Raw genomic sequence first — 6,717 nt, 5'->3', positions numbered from 1 at the left:
TCGAATTCCTGAGGTTCTGCTGGGGTTATTGCTGATTTCCTTGGGGAAGATTTTCCGAACAAGCTAAATTGCGTGATGGGCTCTGGTCTTCGTAGCTGAGCTCAATGCAGGCTACATCTGAAAACTCCAAATGATCGCGTGTGGAGGCTGAACGCCAGGTCATTCGAAAGTACTTATTTTGTCGATGCGACCAGAAGCGGTTGGACCCTGCAGATAGCAGGAATGCCGCTGGTATTTGTCGCGGTAATGAGGTGCGCCGCCGCTAGCGATGCTAGAAAGTAGTCGGTTTATACCGAGCCACCCTCTACCAACGCAAAATTGATTTCGGACAGCTCAAAGGACAAATTGCGGCGGGAAATGCGCTAAAGGGTGATTGACCACTGTCCGCGTTCGGGTCATGGGCGAGCCTTGACGACAACTAATCTGTTCTGGAATGCGGGGGTGTTGATCGCGTTGGCCGCGGTTTCCGGAAAAGTTGGGGCTGTGATCTTGTGGCCTTAGATAACGGAGTTGCGGAGTTTTGCCCCCGGGCCGGGGGAGACCTGCGATTCTCGTGGTGAATCAAGAACATGCGCACCGGCGCACTGAATAACTGCTGACACCGGTTCGCCGCACTCCCGATGCGTAACCAGTAGCGGTGGGCCAGCCGTATCTGCTTCGTATTTGTCGCCCCACTGGAGCAACGAGATAAGTACGGGATAGAGATCAAAGCCCTTTTGCGTCAGGCGATACTCGTTTCGAGTACGGTGGCCTGGCTCCTTGTATGGTGTGGCCGAGAGAATTCCAGCTGCCACAAGGGTGCGCAGTCTGGCAGCGATGACCGCCTCGGAAGCCCCTAGATGATTACGGATCGCGTCAAATCGGCGCACACCGTTAAAAGCTTCACGAAGCACCATTAGGCTCCACTTTTCACCAATGATGTCCAGCGTGCGCTGAATCGAACAATTCTCGGTGTCATAGTCGAGCCATTGCATGATGAAGAGCGCTCCTTACCGTTGACATGTCCCGTCGATCTAGCTAGCTTCAAATATAACAGTTAGCTTTTGAGAGGCCAATCAATGAAAACAAACAACGACGTACTTCCTGACATGGGGCTCGATGCGGCCAGCGACTTTGTCGCTGCTTCCGGCTTTATCGTTGATGAGGTTGGCAAGACGTTCCTCCGTGGGCACGTGGAGCTCGGGGCAAAGCACCACACCCCATGGGGAGTGGTGCACGGCGGGCTGTTCACCACGATCGTTGAAAGTGCCGCCAGCATCGCGGCGAGCTATGCGGTGAAGGAACTTGGCCAATTTGCCGTCGGTGTACATAACGCCACAGATTTCTTGCGGCCAGGCAGTGCGGGACTGGCAAGGGTGGAAGCCACCGCGCTACACCAAGGACGTACTCAGCAATTGTGGGAAGTCATCATCACAGATGTTGCCAGCTCCAAGGTGCTTGCCCGCGGACAGTTGCGGTTGCAAAACGTGCCGTTGCCTTCGCAAGTTACTGAAGCCCGGAACGAAGAGGGGAAAACAGATGGAAGCTAGATCTGGCGAACACGAAAAGGTCGTGAGGTGGCGAGATCCTGCTAGCGCGCTGCAGCAGCTACCGTTGTTTTCCGGGCTCGAGTATTTGAAACTGATGGCCTCCGGCGAAATTCCGGGGGCGCCCATCGCAGGGCATCTCAATATGGATGTAGCCGAAGTATCTGAGGGGTCGGTGACCTTCACCTGCACTCCGGAGGAGTCGCACTACAATCCGATTGGTGCGGTGCACGGAGGGCTGGTGTGTGCACTGCTCGATTCGGCGCTCGGCTGCGCAGCGCACTCGACGCTTCCTGCAGGAATGGGATATACCTCTATCGAGATCAAAGTGAACTACCTGCGTCCAGTGCTTGCCGACAGTGGGCCGCTGCGATGCACCGGGAGGATTACCAAGCCGGGCCGGCGAGTGATCTTCGCTGAAGGGGAAGTCGTAGATAAGAACGGCAAGGTCGTTGCGACCGCATCAAGCTCGCTTCTCGTATTCCCTCTTGATTCGAACAAGTAGTAGCTTCCGGCCATCTTGTCGGGCGTGCACGGTAATTTAGACACACAGCAGAAGCTGAGTATGAGTCAAATTTTCTGGTGGGGGGACCGCATGGAGTTTTCGTCTGGCATGAAGAGCCGTATCTGTGGAGCACTCGTGGGCATGGCTGCAGGGGACGCACTTGGCGCTGGCTATGAATTCGATGCCCCGATGCCTCAGGACGCCCCGGTTGCCATGATCGGCGGAGGGCTCGGAGACTTTGCGCCGGGGGAATGGACGGACGATACCTCGATGGCAATCGTGATTGCACGGGCACTCGTAAACTCCCAAAGAACACTCAATAGTGACGCAGCGGATTACATGGTGCGGCAGTGGGCCATTTGGGCTCAGAGCGCACCGGATGTTGGCAGCCAGACGCGTGCCGTCCTCGGCGAGGCCGAAAAAAGCGCGCGTGAAAGCAACCGCCACGAGCCCAGCGCAGAAGACGCACTGAAGGCTGCCGAATCCGTTCACCTGCGAACCGGCCGCTCGGCTGGCAACGGAAGCCTCATGCGAACGGCACCCGTCGCCTTGGCCTATCTAGAGCGCACGCCGGCCGAGGCCTATCAAGCGGCAACTGCCATCAGCAGGCTGACTCACTTCGACGAGGAGGCAGCAGAGGCTTGCGGCTTGTGGACTCTTGCCGTGCGTCACGCTGTGCTCACCGGTGAACTGGATATCCGAATTGGGCTGCAGCTTTTGGAATCCGCTCGCGCAGTGGTTTGGGAACAGCGCATTCAACAGGCCGAAGACAAGCGTCCGCGCGACTTCTCGCATAACGGGTGGGTCGTGGAAGCTTTCCAAGGAGCATGGAGCTCCATTGCCGTTTCCACGGATACCGTAGGGGAGAAGTCAACGCATTTAGTTGCTTCCCTGGAAGCAGCGGTACGTGGCGGTGTTGACACGGATACCGTAGCGGCGATTGCTGGATCGTTGGTCGGTGCTGCCTATGGACTGCCTGCTATTCCAGAGCATTGGCTGGACAAGCTCCATGGCTGGCCGGGGCTCGAAGCTACGAGCCTAGTAGATCTCTCACTCAAATTGGCCGGCTAGCGAACGCAGAAATCCGCGTGCAACCCGTTGGGTTTGACCAACGGGCCACCTGCCTTTTGGCGCACCCGGGCGCTTTTGATTAGGGCCGTCGCTCGACGAGTTTCTGCGGTGGTTCCACGCTCACCGCGTGGCGTACCCCGCGGACGCTCAGCCCCGTCAGATCAATCGCCAAGAACCATGGACCGGACTGAGGGACTTTGAGCCTGTAGGGTGCCTTGCGCGCCATTCCGCCATGGAAGTCGTATTCGGCACCGTCTTGGAAGGCCGCGAAATTTTCTGGATCCATGAGCCTGAGGTTGGCAGGTCCGCTGAGCGTTACCAATAGCACGCTGCCGCGTTCAAGGAAATCCCACTGATATTCGGTGAAATCGGGAGCGGTCACCGTACTTCCCCTGATTTCTCGGCAAGCAGTGGCGGGGCGTTCAGATGTAGATGCAAGTGTTTCCTCCCAAAACGGCGTTCGAACCACTCACTCTTCGGTCAATGGTTCGAACGCCGTGTGCACCTCAGTCGATCAAGTTTTGTTTGCCTAGACGAGCGTCGCTGTATCGATCACGAAGCGGTAGCGGACATCGGACTTCATCACGCGTTCGTAGGCTTCGTTGATCTGCTCGGCGGCAATGACCTCAACTTCTGCGCCAATTCCGTGCTCGGCGCAGAAGTTCAGCATCTCTTGGGTTTCCTCGATGCCGCCAATCTGCGAGCCGGCGAATGAGCGGCGACCGCCAATAAGCGCGAAGGCGTTGACCGGCAGTGGCTCTGCCGGCGCGCCAACGTTGACCATGGTGCCATTGACGCGCAGCAATCCAAGGTAGTCGCTGACATTGATCGAGGCGCTAACCGTGTTGATGATCAGATCGAAGCTCTTTTGCAGCTCCTTGAAGGTGTTCTCGTCGCTGGTGGCGCGGTAATCGCTTGCCCCCATGTGCAGCCCGTCTTCCTTTTTCTTCAAGGACTGGGACAGCACGGTTACTTCGGCACCCAAGGCACTGGCGATCTTCACCGCCATGTGGCCCAGACCGCCAAGGCCCACCACTGCAACTTTCTTGCCCGGTCCGGCACCCCAGTGCTTCAGCGGAGAGAAAGTTGTGATGCCTGCGCAAAGCAGTGGAGCGGCGACATCGAGTTCTATACCTTCAGGAATGCTCAGCACGAAGTTCTCGGTGACGACCACGTGGGTGGAGTAGCCGCCCTGGGTGATGGTGCCGTCGCGGTCCGTGGCACCGTAGGTTCCCACCGACTTGTCGCAGAATTGCTGGTCTCCCGCGAGGCAGTTCTCGCATTCCATACAGGAGTTGACCATGCAACCCACACCCACGCGGTCACCGACCTTGTGCTTGGTGACAGCTGAGCCGACCTCTGCAACGATGCCGGCGATTTCGTGGCCGGGAGCCAGCGGATAAGTCTGCGGGCCCCATTCGCCACGTACGGTGTGGATGTCGGAGTGGCAGATGCCCGAGTACTTGATGTCGATTAGCACATCGTGAGGCCCGACATCGCGGCGTTCGATCTGTGTGGGAATGAGTCCCTCGGTGGCCGAAGGGGAAGCATATGCGTTGACCATGGTTGTCATAGGAGTTCTTTCCCTAGTCTTGATGTAAGCCTGTGTCCGCGCGCCGGATGGCGGCACGCGGATACCAAACGTCTTTAAGTCGTCCATGGGTAGAACATACGTAATCCAGAGAATAGTCCCGTTCTGGGGAACAAATTTGGGAGAATGCGAAACGGCCGTTGAATCCATACTTTGTCGTATCGATCCAACGGCCGTCCGGTTCGCTTCAATTGCACGGCTCTAGCGGTGCTTTCGAAATTTGCTGTTCTGCCTAGCCGTGGCGCCCGCGTCGACGCAGGCCCAGTGCGACTGCGCCCAAGATGACGAGTCCTAGCGCTAGGCTGCCCGCAATGAGCAAACCGTCGCTCGCGCCGGTGTCGGCGAGCTCGTCTTTATTGGAATTATCGTCCGTTGGGCTGTTGTCCTGTTCTGGCGCTTCTTGTGTAGGAGGTGCCGTAGCGGTAGGGGCCTCGTCGTCCGTTGGCTCCGTGGTTGGATCGCCCGTAGGTTCGTCCGTTGGATCGTCGGTAGGATCCGCCGTTGGTTCCGCCGTTGGTTCCGCGGTTGGGTCTTCGGTAGGGGTTGGTGTTACCTCAGCCGCTGGGGCGAACAGTCCAAACCAGGTAGACACGCTGACAACTGGATCAGCTGCAGGCTGGGCAAACGCTGCTGCGCTGCGGTTTGCGTCATCGGCCTCCTGTTCACCATAGAGGTAGTAGGTACCGGCCGTGAGTTCTGCGACTCGTGGATCGTTGACGATCAGGGTTTCACCCTCGACGGTAAAAGCCACGTCCGAAACGGAAACTGGCTGTCCCTGGGTGTCGACGAACTTCACATCAAAACTGAAGTTGTCTTCAGCCACAGTTGGGAACCCTGCGGGTACATCGAAGCCCAGCTCAACTGCTCCAGCTTCAACCAGTGGTAGCCCCAAACGGTTATCAACGATATCGGACTGCAAGGCTAGAACGCTGGCGCCGGAGAGGACGGAAGAGATGGTTTTGCCCTCAGCGTCTTGCACAGTGATGAGCAGCTGGTTGAAGTCCTTTACGGTGTCGGTGAATGCATCGTCGCCTTGCAAAGTGAGTTTGCCGTCGCTGACATTGCCGGTGGTGGTCTGAGGTTCGGCATCAGGTGAAGTGCGGTAGTTGACGGTAATCGCGCCGTTTTCAACATCGGTACCGGTGTTGAAAACGAACTTACCCTCGTCAGGTGCAGAGGATTCACTGTCATACGACAAGTTTTCCTCGCCTGGGGCTACCTGATCGCCGGACTCTGGTTCTTGAGCTTTGGGGACCTCAGGGGAATCAGTTGGTTCTGCCGTCGGATCGGCGGTCGGTTCCTCTGTTGGCTCTGCCGTTGGCTCTACTGTTGGTTCCTCAGTAGGGTCTACGGTCGGTTCCTCAGTAGGGTCTACGGTCGGTTCCACTGTTGGTTCTGTTGTCGGCCCTTCCGTTGGTTCCTCGGTAGGTTCTACGGTCGGTTCCGCCGTTGGTTCCTCGGTAGGTTCTACGGTCGGTTCCGCTGTTGGTTCCTCGGTAGGTTCAACCGTAGGTTCTGTAGTCGGGTCTTCCGTTGGTTCTACAGTCGGTTCTTCTGTTGGTTCCTCGGTTGGTTCGGGAGTCGGTTCAGGAAGCTCGCCGTACAGTCCCATGTAGGCGGTGGCAAGCTGATCTTCGCCCGCTCCTCTAAACGTGACGAAGTAAAAGTCACCTTCGGAGAGTTTCGGCAGTACTTCATCGGAGACCGTAAGCTGGCCGTTTGCAAAGGTCTTGTCGTTTAGCTCGTAGTTCATGAACCCTTGATTAGGCGCATCCGGAGCGTCGCTCCAGTACGCCACTTCGACCGTGGCATCTGCGATCCATGACTGCGACGCAGGAATATTAAAAGTCCAAGACTCAGTGCCTACCGGCAGCAGTGGAGTGTCGCTTGTCTGCTCAATTTTGTCGGCCACCAACGAGGGGGCGCCAGCGGGCACGAAATGAGTGCCGCCTTGGTAGGTCCCGTGGTCAGGGCCTACAGAAGCCCCGAGGCTTATTTGATTGGTATCCGATGGCCACGTTTGG

At 57.4% G+C, this 6,717-nt stretch carries 6 protein-coding genes and 1 pseudogene; 3 read left to right on the top strand and 4 right to left on the bottom strand.

Annotated elements, in window-relative coordinates; genetic code table 11:
- Positions 1-497 precede the first annotated feature (497 nt).
- Complete coding sequence (locus tag ACT3TP_RS18330; RefSeq protein WP_444617770.1) at positions 498-974, bottom strand: winged helix-turn-helix transcriptional regulator; 477 nt, start codon at positions 972-974, stop codon at positions 498-500.
- An 84-nt stretch (positions 975-1,058) separates the two neighbouring features.
- Between ACT3TP_RS18330 and ACT3TP_RS18325 the strand changes: the two genes are divergently transcribed.
- The 3 genes from ACT3TP_RS18325 to ACT3TP_RS18315 all read left to right on the top strand — a co-directional run bounded on the left by ACT3TP_RS18325 (position 1,059) and on the right by ACT3TP_RS18315 (position 3,102).
- Positions 1,059-1,529, top strand: coding sequence for a PaaI family thioesterase (locus ACT3TP_RS18325; protein ID WP_444617772.1), 471 nt, complete (start codon positions 1,059-1,061; stop codon positions 1,527-1,529).
- Positions 1,519-2,031, top strand: a complete 513-nt coding sequence (locus ACT3TP_RS18320) for a PaaI family thioesterase (RefSeq protein ID WP_444621250.1) — start codon at positions 1,519-1,521, stop codon at positions 2,029-2,031. The genes ACT3TP_RS18325 and ACT3TP_RS18320 overlap by 11 nt, the downstream gene beginning before the upstream one ends.
- Positions 2,032-2,139: 108 nt before the next feature.
- Positions 2,140-3,102: an ADP-ribosylglycohydrolase family protein gene (locus ACT3TP_RS18315; RefSeq protein ID WP_444617776.1), complete on the top strand. Its 963-nt coding sequence runs from the start codon at positions 2,140-2,142 to the stop codon at positions 3,100-3,102.
- 79 nt (positions 3,103-3,181) lie between these two features.
- Here ACT3TP_RS18315 and ACT3TP_RS18310 read toward each other — a convergent pair whose 3' ends face one another.
- The 3 genes and pseudogenes from ACT3TP_RS18310 to ACT3TP_RS18300 form a co-directional block, all read right to left on the bottom strand.
- Positions 3,182-3,484, bottom strand: a complete 303-nt coding sequence (locus tag ACT3TP_RS18310) for a DUF1883 domain-containing protein (protein WP_444617778.1) — start codon at positions 3,482-3,484, stop codon at positions 3,182-3,184.
- A 147-nt stretch (positions 3,485-3,631) separates the two neighbouring features.
- Entirely contained in the window at positions 3,632-4,675 is a 1,044-nt protein-coding gene (locus ACT3TP_RS18305; RefSeq protein WP_444617780.1) for an NAD(P)-dependent alcohol dehydrogenase, read from the bottom strand.
- Between the two features lie 250 nt (positions 4,676-4,925).
- Positions 4,926-6,717: pseudogene (locus ACT3TP_RS18300) on the bottom strand (hypothetical protein); the annotation flags it as partial.

The sequence above is a fragment of the Glutamicibacter sp. AOP38-B1-38 genome (genome assembly GCF_052377485.1).
GTDB lineage: Bacteria > Actinomycetota > Actinomycetes > Actinomycetales > Micrococcaceae > Glutamicibacter.
The sequence above is the reverse complement of the archived record's forward strand: the minus strand, read 5'-3'. Positions and strand labels throughout refer to the sequence as shown.